Here is a 20,692-nt window from a genome sequence, read left to right as displayed (position 1 = left end):
TTCCGGCCGGCGCAGGAACCGCGGCAGCGCGCTCACGCGCTGGCCTCGCTGGCGCCGACGCGCGGGTCGAGGAAGGCGTAGGCGATGTCGACGGCAAGGTTGACGGCAATGACGAGGACGGCGCTGGTGAGGATGATGCCGAGCAGCAGCGGCGTATCGCGCGAGGCAACCGCTTCCTGCGCCAGCCGGCCGAGGCCGGGCACGGCAAAGACGCTCTCGATGACGACACTGCCGCCAAGCATCTGCGCCGATTGCAGGCCGAGCATGGTGAGCAGCGGCAAGAGCGCGTTGCGGGCGACATGGGCGAGCACGATGCGGCGGCGCGACAGCCCCCTGGCGCGGGCGGCGAGCACAAAATCCTGCCGCCACGCCTCGGCCATGCCGGCGCGCATCATGCGCAGATAGAGCGCGAGATAGATGAAGCCGAGCGCGGAAACCGGCAGGACGAGGTGGACGGCGATGTCGGTGGCGCGGTCAAAACCGGTCTTGTCCGAGGCCAGGCTCTCGATGCCGCCGATCGGCAGCCAGCGCAGGTCGACGGCAAAGACGACGATCAGCACCAGGCCAAGCCAGAAACCCGGCACGGCATAAAGCGCCAGCGAGCCGATCGACAGGAAGCGGTCGCGAAAGCTGCCGGGTCTGGCGCCGGCATAGATGCCGAGCGCCGAGCCCAAACCGAAGGAGAGCGCGGTGGCGGTGACCATCAGGAGCAGTGTCGTCGGCAGGCGTTCCAGGATGACGTCGCGGATCGGCCTTGAGAAAGTGACGGACTGGCCGAGGTCGAAATGCAGCAGCGCCCAGAGGTAGTTGGCGAGCCGGGTCAACTCGGACTGGTCAAGGCCCCAGCGATGACGCAGCAATTCGATCATGCCGGCGTCGCCGCCGGTCGAGACGATGTAGGCGTCGACCGCGTCACCGGGGGCGGCTTCCAGGAGGAGGAATGTGCCGATGATGACGATCAGCAGCACGAAGATGCTGCCGACGAGGCGACGGCGAATGAGGGTGAGGGCACGGGTCATGGCTGCCTTACCCTCCCCCTTGTGGGGAGGGTCGATCCGCGAAGCGGAGCGGGGTGGGGNGTCGAGCGCTCGCCGACCCTCCCCACAAGGGGGAGGGTGAAGGTTGGCGCTATCCGGCAGGACAGAACAGAGGCGTGAAGGAACTCTCATCCCTGATGATGAGCATTCGTCCAACCGATGCGCAAGCATGCCGGGCTGATCGCTAGCCAGCCAGATAGGTGTCCGCCCAGTTCGACACCGCCCATCGCGGGTTGTTGGCGATGTTGCCCACGGTATCGCGCGCGACGCTGATGAAGCTCCATTCGGCGACGTTGATCAGCGGCAGGTCGGCCGCGACCTGTTTCTGGAATTCGTTGTAGAGGTCGGTGCGCGCTGACGCATCCAGCGTTTCCGATGCCTTGGCGATCAGCGCATCGAGCTCGGCGTTCTTGTAGCCACCCTGGTTGGAGAACGGCACACCGTCGGGAATGCCGCTCTGCACCAGGATTGTGGTCGAGATCGCAGGATCGCCGCGGAACACCGGCGGGCCGACGGCGAGGTCGAAGGCGTGGTCGGTGTAGACGGCCTTGATGTGCGCGGCCGAGTCGTTGTTGACGATCACGGCGTCGATGCCGATCGCGGCCAGCGCCTGGCGCAGATAATCGCCGAACTGTTTTGTTTCGTTGAAATAGGGTGCCGGCAAAAGCTTGAGCGCAAACCGCTTGCCATCATCGGCCTTGGTGTAGCCGGCCTCATCGAGCAGGGCGTTGGCCTTGGCGACGTCGAAGGGATAGGTCGGCACGTCGGCGGTGTAGAATTGCGGGTCGTTCTTCGGCACCGGACCGGTAGCGGTGGCGGCATAGCCGAGGAACACCGTCTTGACGACGAAATCCTTGTCGATGGCATGCGCGATCGCCTGGCGCACCTTCACGTCGGCCAGTTCCTTGCGGCGATGGTTGATCTCGACGACGAGTTGATAGGTCAGCCCCTCATAGCCCTTGGAGATGACCTTCAGGCCCGGCACTTTCGAGATGCGGTCGAGGTCGGCCAGTGGCACGGCGGAGAAGGCGGCGAGCTGGATCTCTTCGGCCTCGAGTGCGGCCGCGGCGGACGTGCGGTCCGGCAGCACCTGATAGATGATCTCGTCGAGATAGGGCTCGTCCTTGCCCCAATAGTTCGCATTCCTTGTCAGCTTGTAATATTGGCCGGCCTTGTACTCGCCGAACTTGAACGGGCCGGTGCCGATGGGGGCATTGTTGGCCGGGTTGTCCTCGATCTTGCCGACTTCGTAGATATGTTTCGGCACCACGCTGCTCAGCGCCGGCAAGGCATTGCGTATCAGCTGGAACGGGGTCGGTTTGGCGAATTTGAACACGGCGGTGAGATCGTCGGGGGTGTCGACGCTGGCCAGATCCTTGAACACGGTGCGGCCGAGATTCTGCAGCGGCTTCCATATCTGCAGCGCCGAGAAGGCGACGTCGGCCGAGGTGAACGGCTTGCCGTCATGCCATTTGACGCCATCGCGCAGTTTGAAGGTTACCGAGAGCCCGTCGGCAGCACCTTCCCAGGAGAGCGCCAAGCGGGGCTCGAGCCCGTCCTTGCCGTCGAACGAGGCTTCGGCCAGCGTCTCGACAATCTTGCTGGAGATGAAGAAAACGCCGTTGGAGGCGACGATTGCCGGGTTGAGATTGCGCGGCTCGGAATCGGCGGCGAGCACCAGCCGGCCACCTTTCTTCGGCGTCTGCGCCCAGCTGAATGTGGGCAGGGCGGTGGAGGCCAGCAGCAAAGCTGAGCCGCCAAGCAGCGTGCGTCTGGAAATATCTGACATGACCGAACTCCGTCCTCTCCGCGACCAGATGGGCGCACCCCTCGAAGCTGGCGGCACCCGCCAGCATCCTCGCGGCGATTATGGCCCTTGCCAAGGGTTTCGCCAGAGACGGAATTGGCGCATCCTTGCTTGGCTTTGAAATTTTCGTCCGCTGGACCAGTTTAGAGGTGGCCCTTTCATTCTGATATTCTGGTAGGACCAGATTGCCTTGATATGCAGCAAAGACGACTTGGCGACCGCCCGCTGAAGCAATTTGACCTATTTCTGGCTGGACCAGAGTGGACAAAATGATGCAGATTTGACCGACAGCCAAGGGAATCGGGCGCAGCGCGGCCGGCGATCCCACGGAAATCAGGGAGAGAACAATGAACATTGCCCCGGGCAAGAATGCCGTCAGCAATATCCCGTTCGACCAGGCAAGGGTCGACCGGCTGATGGAGGAAGCCGGCATCGATGTGCTGCTGGCGACGTCCAAGCACAACACGCAATATCTGCTCGGTGGCTACAAATTCATCTTCTTCGCCGCCATGGATGCGATTGGCCACAGCCGCTATCTGCCTGTTGTCGTCTATGAGAAGGGCGGGCCGGATCATGCCGCCTATATCGGCAACCGCATGGAAGGCGCCGAGCACCAGAACAACCCGTTCTGGACGCCGACGCTGCATGCCGCCTGCTGGGGTACGCTCGACGCCGCCAATCTTGCGGTCGAGCATGTCAGCAAGATCGGCAAGGCAGGCGCCCGCATCGGCATCGAGCCGGCCTTCCTGCCGTCGGACGCCTATGCGCTGATCCGCAAGGCGTTGCCGGATGCCAGGCTGATCGACGCGACCGGCATGCTGGAGCGCATGCGCGCCATCAAGACAGACGCCGAGCTGGAGAAGCTGCGCATCGCCTCCGAGCTGATCACCGATTCCATGTTGGCGACTATCCAGTGGGCGCGCGAAGGCACGACCAAGGCCGAGATGATCGAGCAGCTCAGGCGCGAGGAGACCAATCGCGGCGCGCATTTCGAATATTGCCTGCTGACGCTGGGCTCCAGCCACAACCGTGCGGCGTCACCGCAGGCTTGGGAAAAGGGCGAGGTGCTGTCGATCGATTCCGGCGGCAATTATCACGGCTATATCGGCGATCTCTGCCGCATGGGCATTCTGGGCGAACCGGATGCCGAGCTGGAAGATCTGTTGGCCGAGGTCGAGACGGTGCAGCAGGCGGCGTTCTCGAAGGTGAGGGCAGGCACCATCGGCGGCGATATGATTTCGCACGCGGAGGGCGTGCTGAAGGCGTCGAAGGTCGCGCCCTATACGGATTTCTTCGCCCATGGCATGGGCCTGATCACCCATGAAGCGCCGTTCCTGATGACCAACCATCCGGTGACCTATGAAGGCACCTATGCCGCCAAGCCGCTGGAGACAAACATGGTGCTGTCGGTGGAGACGACCATGCTTCACCCGACGCGGGGGTTCATCAAGTTGGAGGACACGTTGGCGGTGACGGATACGGGATATGTGATGTTTGGGGATCGGGCGCGGGGCTGGAATAGAGGTGGGATAGCCTAGCTCGGCGCTACCCCCTCACCCGGATTGCCATCCGAATTGCGAAGGGCAATTCGGGGCTATCCGACCTCTCCCCGAGGGGAGAGGAGTTTGCGCCGGCGCTGGCTTCTGCCTCTTCTCCCCTCGGGGAGAAGGTGGCCGCGAAGCGGCCGGATGAAGGGGGCCTTTCGCGATTACTTCCCCGCCGGGATCAACCTGAAATCCGGCAACTCCCGCAGCACCAGTTCGGGTCCGGCCGGCGAATAGACGACGAAGAGCTGCATCGGCCCATCGCCCGTGTTCAGTGTCGAATGGAAACGGCTTTCCGGCACATAGATGGTGCAGCCGGGGCCGACCTTGGCGACAACCGGATTGCCCTCCTCGTCCTCGACCATCTGCTCGCCATTGCCCGAAATAACGAAGATGATCTCTTCCGCGCCGGGATGGTTGTGGCGGGTGTGGCCCTTGCCTGAGGGCAGGTCAACGACGCCGCCGGAAAAGCGCTCAGCGCCATTCACTTCAGGCGCCACCGTCAGCGACAGCTTGCCCCAGTCAAAGCCGAAGGCGCTCACGTCCTTCGGGTATACGAATACCTTGCTCTTGTCGGTCATGATCTCATCCCTTCTTTTTCTTCTGGTCGTGCAGCATGACGGCCTTGAAATCCGCCGTCTGCCTGGCGATCGCGGCTTCAGCCGGCAGCCGTTCCATCGAACTCGCGCCATAAAAGCCGTGCAGGCCCTTGCAGCGGTCGAGGATGTAGCGGGCATCATCCGGCATCGAGATCGGCCCGCCATGGCAAAGCAGGATGACATCCTTGCGCACCGAGCGCGCCGCGTTGGCGATGGCGTCGATCTCGACCACGCAGTCGTCGAGCGACTTGGCCGACGTCGCGCCGATCGAGCCGCCGGTCGTCACCCCCATATGGGCAACGACGATGTCGGCGCCGGCTTTTGTCATGGCGCGCGCCTCGTCGGGGTTGAAGACATAGGGCGTGGTCAGAAGATCGAGCTTGTGCGCCTCGGCGATCATGTCGACCTCCAGCCCGAAGCCCATGCCGGTTTCCTCAAAACTCTGGCGCATGCTGCCATCGAACAGGCCGATGGTCGGGAAATTCTGCACGCCGGAAAAGCCCATCGTCTTCAGCTCGGCAAGCAGCAGCGGCATGATGACGAAGGGATCGGTGCCGTTGACACCGGCCAGCACCGGCGTCTTTTTGACCACCGGCAGCACCTCGTAGGCCATTTCCTTGACGATCTCGTTGGCGTTGCCATAGGCGAGCAGGCCGGCAGCCGAGCCGCGCCCGGCCATGCGGTAGCGGCCGGAATTGTAGATGATGATGAGGTCGATGCCGCCGGCTTCCTCGGCCTTGGCCGACAGGCCGGTGCCGGCGCCGCCCCCGACGATGGGCACGCCGTCGGCGATCATCGCCTTGAACTTCTTCAATATGTCTTTGCGCGGTATTGCGGGCATTTGTTGGCTCTCACTATCTGGCGATGTCGAGGAAGGCCGCGGTTGCGGCTTTGGCAAATTCCGGATCGTTGATGTGCAACGGCAGGCGTGTGACGCGGCGCGTGGCGCTCGGCCTGATGGTGCGCTCGATGGCATCGAACAGCACGGCGTCGGCTTCGAGGTCGAAGAAGGCGCCGCCCTCGATGTCGAGTGCCGAGACGCCTTTTTCGGGGATCAGGAAATGCACAGGGCCCTCGCAGCGAGCGAGCCTGGTGCCGATCCACTCGCCTATGCCGCGGCATTCATTCGCCGTGGTGCGCATAAGCGTGACGTTGGGATTGTGCTCGTAGAACAGCCGGCCCCTAAACTTCTCGGGAATGGTCGGCGGCGCCCAGAAATTGACCATGTCCAGCGCGCCGACCGAGCCGACATAGGGCAGCTTGGTGCGGGCGATAGCGCCGAAGCGGTCTTCCGTCGCCGGCAGCACGCCGCCGAACAACAGGTCGCAGACTTCCGTCGTGGTGATGTCGATGACGCCGGCGAGCAGGCCCGAGTCCGCGAGCTTCTCCATCGAGCGGCCGCCGGTTCCGGTGGCGTGGAAGACCATGCAGTCGTAGTTGGCGCGCAGCTGGTCGGCGATGGCGGTCACGCAAGGCGTGGTGACGCCGAACATGGTGAGCCCGAGTGCCGGCTTGCCAGTGGCGACTGGCGCCGGCCTGGCGGCCATGCCGGCGATCGCTTGCGCCGCGTTGTGCAGCACCGTGCGGGAGAGCCGGTTCAGTCCCGCCATATCGGTGACCGATGGCATCATGATGATGTCGGAGACGTCGACATAGGGCGCGGTGTCGCCGGAGGCGAGCGTCGAGACCATGATCTTGGGCAGCCCAAGCGGCAGCGCGCGCATGCCGGCAGTGATGATCGACGTGCCGCCGCCGCCGCCAATGCCGATCACGCCTGATATGTCGTCGCGCGACTGAATGAAACTGGTGAAGGCGGCGCCCATGCCGGCCACTGCCGTGCCGCGATCATCGATGCCGAGCACGCCACTGGCTCCATCCGGATGATGCGCCGCGACCTCGCTGGCCGGGATATCGACCGGCACGGTGGCGCCGCGCGTTCCGATGTCGACACGGGCAACCGAACTGCCGGTGGCGGCAATAGCATCGGCCAGGAAGGCAAGTTCCTCGCCCTTGGTGTCGGCTGTGCCCACCACGTAGATGCGCTTCATCGCGTTTCTCCCGTCACCGGCCGACCGGCGCCGGGCCGCCTGTCGCCCTTTGCCGGCCTTTCGGTGGGCAAAGGTCATTGCAATTTTTTGAGACGCGCGTATCGTATTGACATGGAAGTCTCACGTCAACAAGCCGCTGGGAACGACGACGCCAACGAGGCTGCCGAACGCGGCCCGCGGGCCCGCACAAAACGGCTGATGCTGGAGACGGCGACGCGGCTGATGCAGGCGGGCGTCACCCCGTCTGTCAGCGAAGTCGCGGAGGCGGCGCAAGTGTCGCGCGCCACCGCCTATCGCTATTTCCCCAGCCAGGCAGCCCTGGTGCAGGCGGTGGTCGACGAGGGGCTTGGGCCGATCCTGACCTGGCAATCGACGTCCACCGATGCCGGGCGCCGCGTTGCCGAATTGTTCGATACCGCCATGCCGCGCATCGAGGCTTTCGAGGCAACTTTCAAGGCGGCGCTGAAACTGTCGCTCGACCAATGGGCGCAGCGGCAGGCGGGCACGTTGGACGGCGAACCGCAATTCACGCGCGGACATCGCGTCCAGCTGCTGAAGGACGCCATCGCACCGCTCAAGGGCCGGCTGCCGCCGCGCGAGTTCAAGCGACTGGCACAGGCGCTGTCGATGATGTTCGGCGTCGAAGTGCTGATCGTGCTGAAGGATATATGGGAGCTCGATAGCCGCGGCATGCGGTCGGTCGCGCAATGGGCGGCGGGCGCCCTTGTGCGCGCCGCGGTGGCGGAATCAACGGCTGAAATCGATGCGGCCCCGACAGCGGCATTGGCGAAATAGCGCCAATCTGGTTCGACCAGATTTGGATGCCCACTATTGATGTTAACCGGGATGGCGGTGCCGAAACAAGGCTCTCCTATATCAACGAGTAGGAAAATTCAGGGAAAACAGTCGGATACATGAAGAATCCGGTTATACAAGGTCCGGTGGTGGTCCAAGAAAGAGCTTGACGGCTATCTAAAATTGGTAATACCAGATCAGGACAGAAAAAGCGGATCGAAAGTGAGAGCTGCGATCCAGTTTCCGGCAAAGCGAGGAGGCTTGGAACCGGAAAGGTGCGATCTCGGGAGGAACTACCAGGCCGGCTTCACCGCCGGCTAGCATGACAAGGTAGAATGCGCACAAGGGAGGAAATCATTATGCGCAAGACAATGACCAGCCTGCTTGCTGGTATCGGCTTAGTACTTGCCTGCGGAACGTCCGTCTACGCGCAGGACAAGGAGCTCACCATCTTTTGGGCGGAATGGGATCCGGCCAATTATCTGCAGGAACTCGGCAACGAGTACGAGAAGGAAACCGGCGTCAAGATCACGGTGGAAACCACGCCCTGGTCCGACTTCCAGACCAAGGCTTTCACCGAGTTCAACGCCCATGGCGACGCCTATGATATGGTCGTCGGCGACTCGCAATGGCTCGGCGCCGGCTCGACCGGCGGCCACTATGTCGACCTGACCGACTTCTTCAACAAGCACAAGCTTGGCGAAGTGATGGCGCCGGCAACGGTGAAATATTACGCCGAATATCCGGGCGGCAGCAGCAAGTACTGGGCGATCCCGCTCGAAGGCGACGCTGTCGGCTGGTCCTATCGCAAGGACTGGTTCGAGGACCCGAAGGAAAAGGAAGCCTTCAAGGCCAAGTACGGCTACGATCTCGACGTGCCGAAGGATTTCAAGGCGCTGCGCGACATCGCGGAGTTCTTCTATCGGCCGGATCAGAAGCGATACGGCATCGCCATCTACACCGACAATTCCTATGACGCGATGGCGATGGGCTTCGAAAACGCGCTGTTCTCCTTCGGCGGCGAACTGGGTGACTACAAGACCTACAAGGTCGACGGCTTCATCAACTCCGACAAGGCAATCGCCGCACTCGACGCCTACAAGGAACTCTACACGTTCACGCCTCCGGGCTGGGCCAAGTCGTTCTTCGTCGAGGACAACCAGGCGATCACCGAAAACCTGGCCGCGATGAGCATGAACTACTTCGCGTTCTTCCCCTCGCTGATCAACGAGGCGTCGAACCCGAACGCCAAGAACACCGGCTTCTTCGCCAATCCTCCAGGCCCGAACGGCGATCAGTTCGCCGCACTCGGCGGTCAGGGCATCTCCATCGTCTCCTACTCCAAGAAGCAGGAAGAGGCGACGAAGTTCCTTGAATGGTTCATCAAGGACGAGACCCAGAAGAAGTGGGCAGCGCTCGGCGGCTACACCTGCAGCGCCGCCGTGCTCAAGTCGGAGGAATTCCAGAACGCCACGCCGTACAACAAGGCCTTCTACGAGACCATGTTCAAGGTGAAGGACTTCTGGGCGGTGCCGGAATATGCCGAACTGCTGCAGCAGCTCAACCAGCGCGTCTATCCCTACATGATCGGCGGCGAAGGCACCGCCAAGGAAACGCTGGACGCGCTCGCAGGCGACTGGAACGCGACGTTCAAGAAATACGGCCGCGGCCAATAAGCAGCTTTTCTCGCGGAGGAGGCATCCGTGCCTCCTCCGTTCTTTTTTTCCGAAACGGGAGCAGGGTCTTGGCGACCACGATGATCACCACGCTGGACACTTCCTCGCGGGCCGCTGCACGCGGCTTGAGCGACATGTCGATCCGCAACCTCTTCATAATCCCGACGATCCTGTTCCTGATCGTCTTCAACATTTTCCCGCTGATCTATTCGCTGGGCTATTCCTTCACCGATTTCCGCGCGTCGACCAACGCGCCGGCAAATTTCGTCGGGCTGCAGAATTATCGCGACCTGCTCAACGATCCCTATGTCTGGTCCAACTTCGCCATCACCGCGAAGTACGTCATCATCTCGGTCGCGGGTCAGCTGCTCGTCGGCTTCGGCGTGGCCATGCTGCTCAACCGGGATATTCCCCTCAAGGGTCTCATCACAACGCTGCTGCTGCTGCCGATGATGCTGTCGATGGCCGTCGTCGGTCTGTTCTGGAAACTGCTCTATGATCCGTCATGGGGGGTCATCAACTATGCGCTTGGCCTCGGCAATTTCGAGTGGCTGGCGGATCCCAAGATGGCGCTCTATGCGGTTGCGCTGACCGACATCTGGATGTGGTCGCCCTTCGTCATGCTGTTGTCGCTGGCCGGTCTTTCAGCGGTGCCGAAGCATCTCTACGAAGCAGCGGCGATCGACCGCGCCGGACCGTTCTACACCTTCTTCCGCATCACGCTGCCGCTGGTCGCGCCGATCCTGATGATCGCGGTCATCTTCCGCACCATGGAAGCGTTCAAGACCTTCGACCTCGCCTATATCCTGACCAGCCAGCCGACGGCCGAGCTGATCTCGATCCGGCTGTACAAGATGGCGTTCCAGGAATGGCAGACCGGGCGCTCCTGCGCGCTCGCCTACATCGTGCTTATCATGGTGCTGGCCATCACCAACATCTACGTCAAGTACCTCAACAAGGTGAAGGAGCGCTGAGATGGCCGCCGTCCGCACTTCTTCCGAAATCGGCTTCAATCGCATCGCCATCGTCGCCGTCCTTTTGGTGACGATCATCTTCCTGGCGCCGATCTACTGGATCGCCGCGACGGCGTTCAAGCCGCGCAATCTTGCCACGACCATCCCGCCGACGGTGGTGTTCCAGCCCGAGATATCGCCGTTCGTCAAGCTGTTCACCAAGCGCTCGCAGATGCGCAACCCGCCGTCGCCGGAAGAGTATGCGGCGGCACCCTGGTGGGAACGTGTCGTGTTCGACGGCGGTGAAAAGATCGTGCGCGACGGCAAGGGCCAGGTGCAATGGTCCGGCTATCCGAGCCGCTTCATGAACTCGCTGATCATTGCCATCACCTCGACGGTGCTGGCTGTCGGCATGGGTACCTTCACCGCCTACGGCTTCTCGCGCTTCAAGGTGAAGGGGGAGGCGGATCTGCTCTTCTTCATCCTGTCGACGCGCATGCTGCCGCCGGTGGTGGTCGCGATCCCGATGTTCCTGATGTACCGGGCCGTCGGCCTCAACGATTCCCATATCGGGCTGATCATCCTTTATACCGCCTTCAACCTGTCCTTTTCGGTGTGGCTGATGAAGGGGTTCATGGACGAGATCCCGAAGGAGTATGAAGAGGCAGCGCTGGTCGACGGCTACACCCGCATGGAAGCCTTCTTCAAGATCGTGCTGCCGGAGGCCGCCACCGGCATCGCCGCGACCGCGGTTTTCTGCTTCATCACGGCGTGGAACGAGTATGCCTTCGCGCTGATCATGACCAACCGCCGCGCCCAGACGGCGCCGCCCTTCATCCCCAGCCAGGTCGGCGCCGGCCTGCCCGACTGGACGGTGATCGCCGCCGGAACCTTCCTGTTCCTGCTGCCGGTCGCAATCTTCACCTTCCTGCTCCGCAACCATTTGCTGCGCGGCATGTCCTTCGGAGCGATCCGCAAATGAGCTTTCGAGCCATCAACCAGAAATATCTCGAACCGGGGTCTCAGGTGCTGATGGTCCTCGGCATCATCGCGCTTTGCCAGCCGTGGAACCTGCTGCTGCACAGCTATGGCGTGACCATCATCCTGATCGGCCTGATCGGCTTCAACATCACCTCGAAGATCGCGCCGGCGGAGAAGGCCGGTACCGGCCAGGTGCGCAATCCGGGAGCAGAGCATTGACCCAGATTGAGCTTCGCGGCGTCCAGAAATTCTTCGGTGCGGTCCAGGTCATCAAGGACCTCAACCTCAAGATCGACGACAACGAGTTCATCGTGCTGCTCGGTCAGTCGGGTTGCGGCAAGACGACGACATTGAGGGCGGTTGCCGGGCTGGAGACGATCGACGGCGGTGACATCCTCATCGACAGCAAGCCGGTGCAACACCTCAAGGCCGCCGACCGCGACATCGCCATGGTGTTCCAGTCGTTCTCGCTCTACCCGCATATGAGCGTCTATGAGAACATTGCTTTTCCCTTGCGCGCGACGCGCAAGAGCAAGGCCGAGATCGATAGCGAGGTGCGCTCGGTCGCCAAGACGCTGCAGATCACGGAACTGCTGGCCAAGAAGCCGTCGGCGCTGTCGGGCGGCGACATGCAGCGTGTGGCCATCGGCCGGGCTCTGGTGCGGCGGCCGAAGGCGATGCTGATGGACGAGCCGATCGGCGCCCTCGACGCCAAGCTGCGCGAAGAGATGCGGGCCGAGATCAAGCGGCTGCACATCAAACAGGGCTCGACCACCATCTATGTCACGCACGACCAGATCGAGGCGATGAGCCTCGCCGACCGCATCGTGATCATGCATGAGGGCGTGCTGCAGCAGGTCGGTTCGCCCGACGAGGTCTATTCGCATCCGGCCAATCTGTTCGTGGCGCAGTTCGTCGGCAGCCCGGTGATGAACGTCGCCGATGCGGCGATCGCCGAGACCGCATCGGCGGCCTCGGTCACCGTCGGTGGCGCTGCCGCCGGCTTCGAATTTCCGCGCACGCTCTTGTCCAAGCTCAACGGCCATGCCGGCGGCCAGCTGGCGCTCGGCATCCGGCCCGAAGGCGTGCTGGTGCGCCATGAAGCAGCGAAGGGCTTCTTGCCGGTCGAGACACAGATCGTCGAGCCGCTCGGCTCGTTCGACATTGTCGATCTCAAGGTCGGCTCCAAGATGCTGCGCGCGCGCACCAAGAGCGGCTTCGTCGGCGGCCCGGGCGAAAAGGTCTTCGCCAGGATCGATCCGACGCAAGCACATTTCTTCGACACGGCAAGCGGCAAGTCGCTTGAGGTGAGGCTCTGATGGCTCATATCCAGCTCAAGAATATTTCCAAGAGCTTCGGCAACCACACCGCACTGACCGGGCTCGATCTCGAGATCGCCGATGGCGAGTTCTTCGTGCTGCTCGGCGAGACCGGCGCCGGCAAGACGACGACGCTGCGCATGATCGCGGGTCTGGAAAAGCCGACCGAGGGTCAGGTGTTCATCGACGGCGTCGACGTCGCCGACTGGGGTGCGGCCGAGCGCGACGTGGCGCTGGTGCTTCAGCAATATTCGCTCTATCCGCGCTATACGGTCCGCGAAAATCTCGAATTCCCGCTGAAGCCGAAGATCCGTCGGCTGCCGGATGCCGAGATCAAGGACCGTGTTGCACGAGCCGCCAAGACACTGCGGATCGAACATCTGCTCGACCGCAAGACCGACCGCCTTTCAGGCGGCGAAATGCAGCGCGTCTCTATCGGGCGCGCCATCGTGCGCAAGCCGCGCGTGTTCCTGATGGACGAACCGCTGTCGGCGCTCGACGCCAAACTGCGCGAGGCGCTGCGCACGGAACTGAAGAACCTGCAGATCCAGCTTGGCGCCACCTTCCTGTTCGTCACCCACGACCAGATCGAGGCGATGTCGATGGGCGACAAGGTGGGCGTGCTCAACCATGGCCGCATCATCCAGACCGGCACGCCGCACGAGATCTATAACAATCCGCGCGATACCTATGTGGCCAGCTTCGTCGGCTCGCCGCCGATGAACCTGATCGATGGCAAGCTGGTCAACGGCCGCGCGGTGATGGCGCCGCTGAATTTCGAACTGCCTTTCTCTGGGGGTGCCAAGGCGGGCGGTGCGACCGACGGTCGCCCGCTCGTCTTCGGTATTCGACCTGAGGATGTGTATCTTGAAAGCGGTGCGCCGGTCGAGGCACGCGTCCACGATGTCGAGAACCATGGCGTGGAAAAGATCCTGACTCTGCGGGTCGGCGACACGACGCTGCGCGCCACGGTGCCGGCCAGAACCGATGTCCAGATCGAGCAGCCGGTGCGCTTTGCCTGGAATCAGGACAAGGTGGTGCTGTTCGACAAGGGCAGCGGCGTGAGCTTGCGGCACGCCAGCTAGTTGCGGTCGAACGACGGCGCCGCCTGACTATTTCTGGAAGTAGGTCTCGTAAGGCGTATCGTTGATCAGCAGGATCACGCACTCCGTCTCTGAGAGGCAGGCGTCGTCGTGCATCTCGTTGGCCTTCTGGGTCCAGTAGGATCCCCGCGGCAATTCGACCTTCGTCGCTTCGCCGCCGTCCATTTGCCAATGCGCCCACAGACCCTTGATGACCAACGCGCGATAGTCGGCGGTGTGCGCATGAACCGGCGCGCGCCAGTTGCCGGGAACTTTCAGCAAGGCTGTCCTCGAGGGCAAAGGCGCGAGCGGGAAAGACGCAAGAAACGGCGAGCACNCGGCGAGCACCAGAAACGCGCCGTCTTCGGCGGCCTGGTGGTCGACAATGCCGGTGTGGCCAGCGCCTTCGCCTATTGTGGCGCTGCGACCTTGCTGGCGGCAGTGTTGTGTTCGCGCGCGGCCCTAAGCGCGTCGAATAGCCGATAGCCATCCTTGGCTAAAGCAGCGGGCCCGAGAACTATCAAGGTTTTCGGGGCGTTGCTTTTGTGGTGAGAGGCCACCGTAGGGTCAGACCGCGCGGCCGTCGAAGTCGAAGACCGGCAGGCCGGTGGGATCGAAATCGGCGACGCAGTTGAGGTTGATGTAGGCGCTGCGTTCGCTGCCCTGACTGACATCCTCGGCAAAGGGATGGATGCCGCAGGTGCGGCAGAAGCGATGCGCCATTGCATGATTGCCGAATGTGTAGGTGCCGAGATCGTCGCCCCACGCCAGCACCGTCAGGCTGTCATGCGGGATGGCGGCCAACAGCGCGCCCTTGCGCGAGCAGATCGAACAATTGCACCGCACGGCGCCGGTCAGCTGCGCCTTGAATTCGAACGCAACCTTGCCGCAGTGGCAGCTGCCTTTGTACAGCATCAGTCCCTTCCTATCGCTGGCAGGTGCAAAGGCACGCTGTCCGGGCTATTCCTTCCGCTGACCTAGCGGCCCATATGCCTTAAAGACGCTCCACCTTGACGGAATCCGACATCGACATGCAATCAATCCGCGATCGTCTCGAGATCATCCTGTCACGTCTTGCCAGTTGCGCGGCAGGCGAGAAGGTGTTCACCAAACTCTATGCCGAGGCGGCGCGCGCAGCGGCCGAGGCCACCGATGCGCGCAAGAAGGCCGGCGTATCGCTCGGGCCGCTCGACGGCACCATCGTGTCGATCAAGGATCTGTTCGATGTCGCCGGCGAGCCGACCACGGCCGGGTCGCTGATGCTGAGGGACACCGCGCCCCGTCGGCACGACGCTGCGGTCGTCAACCGTCTGCGCCAGGCCGGCGCCGTCATCATCGGCAAGACCAACATGACCGAATTCGCCTTCACCGCCATCGGCGACAACATGCACTACGGCACACCGGGCAATGCCGCCGACACCAGCCGCATTCCGGGCGGTTCGTCGTCGGGCGCCGCCGTGTCCGTTGGCGAGGGGACGAGCGACATTTCCATCGGCTCCGACACCGGCGGTTCGGTGCGCATCCCGGCATCGCTGAACGGCGTCGTCGGTTTCAAGCCGACGGCGCGGCGCGTGCCGCTGACTGGTGCCTATCCCCTTTCTGCGACGCTGGATTCGATCGGGCCGCTGGCGCTGAGTGTTGCTGCGTGTGCCCTGGCTGACGCCGCGATGACGGGCGAGCAGATGCCGCAACTGCACCTGCCGTTAGCGCTTGCCGGGCTTCGTGTCCGCATTCCGCGCGGCCTGCTTTTCGAAGACACGGAAACGGAGATTGCCGCCGCGTTCGATCGCAGCCTTGCCGGGATCGAGCAGGCAGGCGCGTGGCTCACGGACATTTCGATCGACGACCTCATTGCCGATCTGCGCCTGGCCACCAAACGCGGCTCGATAGCGGCCATGGAAGGTGCTGAAATCCATGCCGACTGGCTGGCGACGGGCGCATCGATGCCGGTCGATCCCCATGTCAGCGGGCCGCTGTCGCGGGCGGCGGCCATACCCACGCCGGTTTATATCAGGGCAATGCGTCGTCGCGCGGCACTGTGCATAGCCATGGACGAGCGGTTGGGTTCGGTCGATGTGCTGGCTCTGCCGACCACGCCGGTGACAGCGCCGACTATCGTTTCGATGGCCGAGGATACGGCTCTGCGTGAACGCACTGAAGGTCTGCTGCTGCGCAACAGCCAGGTCGCCAACCAGTTCGACCTCTGCGCGATCTCGCTACCGATGCCCGGCATGACGCTGCCGGCCGGGCTGATGCTGGTGGCGCGCAATGGCCATGACCACCATCTGCTGCGCATCGCGGCTGAAATCGAGCGGCTGCTTGGTCGGTAATAGTCAACCCGACGAGCAGTGCTTGCGTTCGCTGTCCTTGGCGGTGCGCAGGATGCCCGTCGCGAACAATGTCGGCACGTCGTGCTGCTTGCCGTTGAAGCTGTGTGGCCGGTTCTCGATTGTTCCTGTGACAACGAGCTTGCCGGCATAGAGCTTGTCGGAAAGGTCAAGCGCCTTGTCCTGCTGCGGCAAGCCGTCGATGTCGACCCACACCCTTGACGACCTTTCCGGTGGCGAGGTCGAGCGCGCTGGTAGAAGGGCAGGGCGCCATCACGCAGCGCAGGCCGTTGTCGCAAGGCACGTAGCTGCTTTCGGCCTGAGCCTTGGCTGTCCCTACGCTTGTACCGGCAATCAGAAGAAGAACTCTCACGACGCTCTTGACCATATCGGCGAAGGTCGACGCCAAATCCGCGAAAATTGAGGCGGCTTGCAGAAACGTCAGTCGGCAGGAAACCGTCTGCGGTAATGCTCGACCACGTCGGGATTGCGCAGATTGACAGGCAGCCGGTTGGCCAGCACCAGCAAGGTCTCGCCGGCAGCACCCACCCCCATGCGCATCATCGACTGCTCGGTAATGCCGGCCATGTGCGGGGTGACGATGACATTGTCGAAGCTGAAATAGGGATGAGCCGGCGGCAGCGGCTGCGTGGCAAAGACATCGAGCGCGGCGCCGCCGATGCGGTCCTTGCGCAAGGCCTCGATCAGCGCCTCGTCATCGATCACCGGCCCGCGCGAAATGTTGATCAAAAGCGTATCGGGCTTCATGCGGGCAATGCGTTCGCGGCTGATCAAGCCGCGCGTCTCTTCCGTCAGCGGGCAGCAGAGCACGATGATGTCGCTCTGTTCGACCAGCGCATCGATCGACAGGAAGCCGATCCTGTCGGGTGCCGGCTGCATGCTGCGGGTCGTCGCCACGACGTCGAGGCCAAAGCCGTGCGCGGCGATATGGGCGACTGCCTGACCGATGGCGCCGAAGCCGATGATGCCGATGGTCTTGCCGGCAAGCTCGCTGGCATGGCTGGCGTGGTCGCGGCCGGCATTCCAGCCCTTGGCGCGCAAGTCGCGGTCGACCGAACGGAAGCGCCGAAGCAGGGCAAGGGCCGCGAACATCACATATTCAGCGACCGAACGCGCATTGACCGCCGGCACGTTGGCGACCAGCACGCCGGCCGCGGCCGCGGCCTCCATCGGCACCATGTCGAGCCCGGCGCCGTGGCGGACCGCGGCTCTGAGTTTCGTGGCGTTTTCGAACAGCGACGGCGGCAGCGGTGCGCGAACGATGATGACGTCGGCATGCTTCGCCTCGGCGGTCAGCGTTGCCGCATCGAGCGCTGAGGCGACGACGAGTTCACCGGCGCCCGCCAGCATGGCGGAGGCACGCGGATGCAGCGTGTGCGTCGACAGGATTCTGGGCATGGGGCTCTCGTGTTTGTCGCAATTCCCAAGGGAAAGCGCTGCGCGCTTTCCCGGGAAAACCGTTTCACACTTTTCCTGGAATTGCTCTAGGCTTTCTCAAATGCCAGGCTTTGCGCTTGCGCCTCGCGGCCCTCGATGATCCCCTTCCAGTAGCTTTCCGCGCCTTGCAGGTGGGCGCTCATCAGCGCCTGGGCGAGATTGCCGTCGCGACGCAGCAGCGCCTCGTAGATCTGGATATGCTCGGCATGCGAGCGCACTGAGCGCTCGGGATCGTTGAAGTAGATCGGCAGCCGCTGCTCGCCCATCAGGTAATAGACGCTGCAGATATTGTGGAAGACGCCGTTCTTGGTCGCCCGCACGATTTCGAGGTGGAATTCGCGGTCTTCCTTGGCGAGGCCTTCGCCGGCGGCGATGCACTCCTCCGAGGCTTTCAGGATCTCCCGCAGGCGTTCGAAATTCTCTTCGGTGGCACGCGAACAGGCAAGTTCGGCGGCCTTGATCTCGTGGATCTTGCGCAGTTCGACGGTCTCGTAGATCTGCACCGGATCGAGCGGCAGGCCCGCGCGGGCGAAAAGAGCCAAGGCTTCTACACTGGCCTGCCTGGTGTCGACATAGATGCCGGATTTGGCGCGGCGCTCGACGATGCGCATGGCCTCCAGAATGGCCAGCGCCTCGCGGATCTGGCCGCGGCTGACACCGAAATGCTCCGCCAGCTCGCGCTCCGAGGGCGTGCGGCCGCTCTCCTTGTCCGAATGGGCGAAGAGATAGGCGGCGAGTTCGGCGAGAAGGTTCTTTTCTTTCATCGTCAACCGCGTTGCGCGTGCGCCTCCAGGAACCGCTCCGAAATGGTGAATCCCAGACCCGGCTTTTCAGGGATCGCTATCATACCGTCCCTTGCTTCGACAGTCTCTTCGATAAGATCGTGGATCATGGGGTTGGCGCCGAGCGAATATTCGACGGTAAAACTGGCAGGCGAGGCCGCACAAACATGCAGGCCGGCGAAAAAGCATGGCGCGCCGGCCCACAGATGCGGGGCAAAGCGCAGATTGAAGGCACTGGCGATGGTGCCGATCTTCATCGCCTCGCTGATACCGCCGCAAAAGGCCGGATCCGGCTGGAAGATGTCGGCGGATTTCAGCACCGCGAGATCGCGGAAGGCGTAGCGCGTCGCTTCGCTTTCGCCGGTGGCGATCGGGATCGAGCCCGAGGCGCGCACCTCGGCCATACCAGCCTTGTCGTCGGCGATAACAGGCTCCTCGAACCAGGCGAGGTCGAGATCGCTGGCCAGGCTGATGAAGCGCTTGGCCTCGGCCACCGTATAGGTGCCGTGCGCGTCGACCATCAACTCGACGTCAGGACCGAGCGCCTGCCGTGCGGCGCGGACGCGGGCGGCGGAAATGTGCGGGGCGCCGTCCATGGCGCCGACGCGCATCTTCAGCGCCTTGAAGCCGCCTTTGGCGATGTAGGATTTGAGCTGCTCGCCGATAGCGTCGGCGGCAGCCCAGCCGCCGGAGGCGTAGGCCGGCATGCGGTCGAGCTTGCGGCCGCCGATGAGCCGCCACACCGGCTGTCCCAACGACTTGCCCAGAATATCCCAGAGCGCGATATCGACGGCGCTGATTGCCGCAATGCTCATGCCGCGCCGCGCCAGCTGCGGCATGGCATGGCCGGCGCGCGCGGCACTGTCATGGCGCACGCCGTTGTAGAGCATCTCCCAGATCAGGCCGATGTCGGCGGGGTCGCGGCCGATCAGCTGCGGCCCGACCTCGTGATTCAGCATGTAGACCAGCGTACCATAGCTGCCGGCGCTGCCGGCGGCGTTCTTGCCCTCGCCCCAGCCGATCAGCCCGTCGTCAGTCTCAATGCGCAGGATGGCGGCGTCGAACGTCGTCACCTGGCCAAAGTCACTGCGATGCTGCTTCGCGGCCTCAATCGGCACGCGGACCCACCACGCCTGGACCGTTTTGATGCGCATCCCGATCGGCTACTTGATCAGCGGCAGCAGCGTTTCGGCCGTGATGCGCATCTGGTCGGTGTAGAATTTCTCCGTCAGCACGCTGGAGCCGTGATCCTGGATGAACTTCAGCTGTTCGGGAGAAATGTCGACCGGATTCCGGTCGACCATGTCGGGATAGGGCGCGGCGGGTGTGCGGTCGACTGGCGCGACGAATTCGTTGGTCAGCGCGCCGTCATAGCCGACTTCCTTCAGCGTCTGCACGATCCGTGGCCAATCGATCTGGCCAAGGCCGGCGGCAAAGCGGTTGTTGTCGGCGACGTGGAAGTCGAACAGCCGTTTGCCGACCTGACGGATCGCGTCATGGACGTTAAATTCTTCCATATGGATGTGATAGGCGTCGAGGCAGACGCCGCATTCGGGGCTCACCGCATCGGCCAGGGCCAACGCCTGCGCGCCGCGGTTGAACAGATAGGTCTCGAAGCGGTTGAGCGGCTCGACCGCGATCTTGACGCCGACCTTCTTGGCATGGGTGAAGCATTCGCGGGTGGCGTCGACCACCCACTTCCATTCCTCTTCCTCGGTGCCGTCCGGTACCACTTTGCCGACGGTCGCGGGCACCAGCGTTATGATCTCGCCATCAAGTTCGCTGACCATGGTCAGCACGTCCTTGACGTACTGCACCGAGCGTTCGCGCTGGCCCTGGTCCCTGGCGGCAAGGTTGCGTTCGCCCAGCATCAGCGTCACCGACCCCCAGCAGCGGATGCCGTATTCTTTCAGCAGCGCGCGGGTCTCCTTGGTCTTGTATTGCTCGGGCTCGCCGGAGATCTCGATCGACTCGTAGCCGAATTTCTTGATGCGCTTCAGCGTCACCTCCAACGGTTCCGCGCGCATCCAGTTGTGCGTCGAAAGATGCATGGTCTATCCTTCCCAGAATTCGTCTGTGCCAGTTCGCCTGCGATGCGCCCCACAAGGCGCGTCGCGTGTTTCCTCCCCAAGGCGCTCCAGCGTTTTTGCGCAACTGGTTCGACCAATTGGGCCCTAATGGAGGTCTACAGCAATTTTTGTCGCGCGGCAAGAACCGCCGCCATGCGATATCGGCATCTGTGTACCGTATTGATTATGCTGGTATATATCGGCAAAAATGGAAT

At 63.0% G+C, this 20,692-nt stretch carries 20 protein-coding genes and 1 pseudogene; 9 read left to right on the top strand and 12 right to left on the bottom strand.

What is annotated here, in order from left to right; translation table 11 throughout:
* Positions 1–32: 32 nt before the first annotated feature.
* Both X726_RS155195 and X726_RS155200 read right to left on the bottom strand, forming a co-directional pair.
* A complete protein-coding gene (locus tag X726_RS155195) occupies positions 33–1,019 on the bottom strand; it encodes an ABC transporter permease (RefSeq protein ID WP_023669856.1) in 987 nt (328 codons plus the stop codon).
* Between the two features lie 202 nt (positions 1,020–1,221).
* Complete coding sequence (locus X726_RS155200; RefSeq protein ID WP_023669855.1) at positions 1,222–2,826, bottom strand: ABC transporter substrate-binding protein; 1,605 nt, start codon at positions 2,824–2,826, stop codon at positions 1,222–1,224.
* Between the two features lie 365 nt (positions 2,827–3,191).
* On the opposite strand from X726_RS155200, the gene X726_RS155205 reads away from it, so the two are divergent.
* Positions 3,192–4,382: a Xaa-Pro peptidase family protein gene (locus X726_RS155205; protein WP_023669854.1), complete on the top strand. Its 1,191-nt coding sequence runs from the start codon at positions 3,192–3,194 to the stop codon at positions 4,380–4,382.
* Positions 4,383–4,552: 170 nt separating this feature from the next.
* Here the strand turns inward: X726_RS155205 and X726_RS155210 are convergent, their stop codons facing one another.
* Genes X726_RS155210 through X726_RS155220 form a run of 3 tightly spaced genes read right to left on the bottom strand, consistent with a single transcriptional unit; the run spans position 4,553 to position 7,035 of the window.
* Positions 4,553–4,969, bottom strand: coding sequence for a cupin domain-containing protein (locus X726_RS155210; RefSeq protein ID WP_023669853.1), 417 nt, complete (start codon positions 4,967–4,969; stop codon positions 4,553–4,555).
* A 4-nt stretch (positions 4,970–4,973) separates the two neighbouring features.
* A complete protein-coding gene (locus tag X726_RS155215; RefSeq protein ID WP_023669852.1) occupies positions 4,974–5,828 on the bottom strand; it encodes a phosphoenolpyruvate hydrolase family protein in 855 nt (284 codons plus the stop codon).
* A 13-nt stretch (positions 5,829–5,841) separates the two neighbouring features.
* Positions 5,842–7,035, bottom strand: a complete 1,194-nt coding sequence (locus X726_RS155220) for a Tm-1-like ATP-binding domain-containing protein (protein WP_031214900.1) — start codon at positions 7,033–7,035, stop codon at positions 5,842–5,844.
* A gap of 111 nt (positions 7,036–7,146) precedes the next feature.
* Between X726_RS155220 and X726_RS155225 the strand changes: the two genes are divergently transcribed.
* The 7 genes from X726_RS155225 (at position 7,147) to X726_RS155255 (ending at position 13,844) form a co-directional block, all read left to right on the top strand.
* Entirely contained in the window at positions 7,147–7,830 is a 684-nt protein-coding gene (locus tag X726_RS155225) for a TetR/AcrR family transcriptional regulator (RefSeq protein WP_023669850.1), read from the top strand.
* A 359-nt stretch (positions 7,831–8,189) separates the two neighbouring features.
* Positions 8,190–9,506, top strand: coding sequence for an ABC transporter substrate-binding protein (locus tag X726_RS155230; RefSeq protein WP_023669849.1), 1,317 nt, complete (start codon positions 8,190–8,192; stop codon positions 9,504–9,506).
* A gap of 68 nt (positions 9,507–9,574) precedes the next feature.
* Positions 9,575–10,480 carry a sugar ABC transporter permease gene (locus X726_RS155235; protein ID WP_023682997.1) on the top strand — a complete coding sequence of 302 codons (906 nt, stop codon included), beginning with the start codon at positions 9,575–9,577 and terminating at the stop codon, positions 10,478–10,480.
* A gap of 1 nt (position 10,481) precedes the next feature.
* The gene (locus X726_RS155240) at positions 10,482–11,441 is read left to right on the top strand and encodes a carbohydrate ABC transporter permease (protein WP_023669847.1); all 960 of its coding nucleotides are present in this window, start codon (positions 10,482–10,484) and stop codon (positions 11,439–11,441) included.
* Positions 11,438–11,659 (top strand): hypothetical protein, encoded by a 222-nt coding sequence (locus tag X726_RS155245; RefSeq protein WP_023669846.1) that lies wholly within the window; start codon positions 11,438–11,440, stop codon positions 11,657–11,659. Before X726_RS155240 ends, X726_RS155245 begins: the two co-directional genes overlap by 4 nt.
* Complete coding sequence (locus tag X726_RS155250; protein WP_023669845.1) at positions 11,656–12,759, top strand: ABC transporter ATP-binding protein; 1,104 nt, start codon at positions 11,656–11,658, stop codon at positions 12,757–12,759. The genes X726_RS155245 and X726_RS155250 overlap by 4 nt, the downstream gene beginning before the upstream one ends.
* A complete protein-coding gene (locus X726_RS155255) occupies positions 12,759–13,844 on the top strand; it encodes an ABC transporter ATP-binding protein (protein ID WP_023669844.1) in 1,086 nt (361 codons plus the stop codon). The genes X726_RS155250 and X726_RS155255 overlap by 1 nt, the downstream gene beginning before the upstream one ends.
* A gap of 27 nt (positions 13,845–13,871) precedes the next feature.
* On the opposite strand, the pseudogene X726_RS0135095 reads toward X726_RS155255, so the two are convergent.
* Together X726_RS0135095 and X726_RS155260 are read right to left on the bottom strand one after the other, a co-directional pair.
* A pseudogene (locus X726_RS0135095) lies at positions 13,872–14,123 on the bottom strand (DUF4437 domain-containing protein); the annotation flags it as partial.
* Between the two features lie 285 nt (positions 14,124–14,408).
* Positions 14,409–14,756 (bottom strand): GFA family protein, encoded by a 348-nt coding sequence (locus X726_RS155260; RefSeq protein WP_023669842.1) that lies wholly within the window; start codon positions 14,754–14,756, stop codon positions 14,409–14,411.
* 116 nt (positions 14,757–14,872) lie between these two features.
* Between X726_RS155260 and X726_RS155265 the strand changes: the two genes are divergently transcribed.
* On the top strand, positions 14,873–16,171 hold the full coding sequence (locus X726_RS155265) for an amidase (protein WP_031214898.1): 1,299 nt from the start codon (positions 14,873–14,875) through the stop codon (positions 16,169–16,171).
* A 3-nt stretch (positions 16,172–16,174) separates the two neighbouring features.
* Here X726_RS155265 and X726_RS1000000171655 read toward each other — a convergent pair whose 3' ends face one another.
* The 5 genes from X726_RS1000000171655 to X726_RS155285 all read right to left on the bottom strand — a co-directional run bounded on the left by X726_RS1000000171655 (position 16,175) and on the right by X726_RS155285 (position 20,459).
* Positions 16,175–16,384: a hypothetical protein gene (locus tag X726_RS1000000171655; protein WP_023669840.1), complete on the bottom strand. Its 210-nt coding sequence runs from the start codon at positions 16,382–16,384 to the stop codon at positions 16,175–16,177.
* A 225-nt stretch (positions 16,385–16,609) separates the two neighbouring features.
* Positions 16,610–17,587, bottom strand: a complete 978-nt coding sequence (locus X726_RS155270) for an NAD(P)-dependent oxidoreductase (RefSeq protein WP_023669839.1) — start codon at positions 17,585–17,587, stop codon at positions 16,610–16,612.
* A gap of 86 nt (positions 17,588–17,673) precedes the next feature.
* Positions 17,674–18,390, bottom strand: coding sequence for a FadR/GntR family transcriptional regulator (locus tag X726_RS155275; protein WP_023683008.1), 717 nt, complete (start codon positions 18,388–18,390; stop codon positions 17,674–17,676).
* 2 nt (positions 18,391–18,392) lie between these two features.
* Positions 18,393–19,562 carry a mandelate racemase/muconate lactonizing enzyme family protein gene (locus X726_RS155280; protein ID WP_023669837.1) on the bottom strand — a complete coding sequence of 390 codons (1,170 nt, stop codon included), beginning with the start codon at positions 19,560–19,562 and terminating at the stop codon, positions 18,393–18,395.
* Positions 19,563–19,571: 9 nt separating this feature from the next.
* Positions 19,572–20,459 (bottom strand): sugar phosphate isomerase/epimerase, encoded by an 888-nt coding sequence (locus X726_RS155285; protein ID WP_023669836.1) that lies wholly within the window; start codon positions 20,457–20,459, stop codon positions 19,572–19,574.
* Between the last annotated feature and the right edge of the window lie 233 nt (positions 20,460–20,692).

It is taken from the genome of Mesorhizobium sp. LSJC285A00 (assembly GCF_000503155.1).
Taxonomy (GTDB): Bacteria; Pseudomonadota; Alphaproteobacteria; order Rhizobiales; family Rhizobiaceae; genus Mesorhizobium.
The sequence above is the reverse complement of the archived record's forward strand: the minus strand, read 5'-3'. Positions and strand labels throughout refer to the sequence as shown.